Below are 1,243 nucleotides of genomic sequence, written 5' to 3'. Positions count from 1 at the left end.
AGGAATGAAAAATAAATAACTTGTGCAAATTAGGATAAGCTCAGACAAAGAGAAAAAAGGAATAATTTTGGGTTATTACAGCGAAGAACTTGAGACAGAGATGTTGAAATTTTACGATTCACTGTGCGAGAAAGATCAACGCAGGTATGCAGCTATTGAAGCAAAAAAGCTAGGACATGGAGGAATAAAGTACATATCAGAGCTATTCGGGTGTCATCGAAATACAATTACAGAAGGAAAAAACGAAATAGAAAATGCAGTCCCAGAAAAGTTTAATGAAAAAGCTATTCGAGTCAGAGGTGGTGGGAGGAAAAGTTGCTTTGAGAAAATACCAGAACTAGAGCAGGCATTTCAGCGAGTGGTGCAAGAACACACAGCAGGAGATCCAATGCAAGCAGAGATAAAATGGACATACTTAAACCAAGCCCAAATAGTTGCAGGATTAAACAAACAGGGAATAGAGATAAGCAAGCCCATTGTCAGGCAACTACTAGATAGGCATAATTATGTAAAACGCAAAGCACAAAAGCAATTGGCGACAGGAGAAACAGCAAATCGTAACGAACAGTTTGAAAATATCAACTGCCTTAAGCAAGAGTATAAGGATACAGGTAATCCAATTATGAGTATAGACACCAAAAAAAAGAGTATATCGGCAACCTATATCGAGCAGGTAAACTCTACACAACTGAAGTAATAGAAGTGTTAGACCATGACTTTCCTAATTTAGCGAGTGGGGTAATAATTCCTTACGGCATCTACGATATACAGAGAAATGAAGGTTTTATTAATTTGGGTAATAGCCGAGACACCACTGAATTTGCTTGCGACAGTATCAGGCAATGGTGGCAACAATTAGGGCAGTTTTATTATGCCTTTGCTAAATCTATCTTGCTTTTATGTGATGGCGGGGGCAGCAATAGCTCAAACTACTACATTTTTAAGGAGGATCTACAGAAATTGGCAACTGAAATTGGTATCGAAATTAGAGTAGCCCATTATCCTCCCTATACATCGAAATTCAACCCCATTGAGCATCGTTTATTTCCTCATGTGACCAGAGCTTGTCAGGGAGCTATTTTTACCAGTATTGAGTTAGTAAAATCCCTCATTGAAAAAACTTCTACCAAAACTGGCTTGAGTGTAGTTGTCAATCTTATGGATAAGGTCTATGCCAAAGGTAGAGAAGTCGCTGATGGTTTCAAGGAAAATCTACCTATCATTTTTGATGAATATCTTCCTA

1 pseudogene is annotated in these 1,243 nt (G+C 38.1%); it reads left to right on the top strand.

The annotated features are described in order from the left end of the window. Window positions 1-100: 100 nt before the first annotated feature. Window positions 101-1,243: pseudogene (locus CQ839_RS26110) on the top strand (ISAzo13 family transposase); the annotation flags it as partial.

Origin of the sequence: Pseudanabaena sp. BC1403, assembly GCF_002914585.1 — a bacterium.
GTDB lineage: Bacteria > Cyanobacteriota > Cyanobacteriia > Pseudanabaenales > Pseudanabaenaceae > Pseudanabaena.
This window is presented reverse-complemented; position numbering and strand designations above follow the sequence as displayed.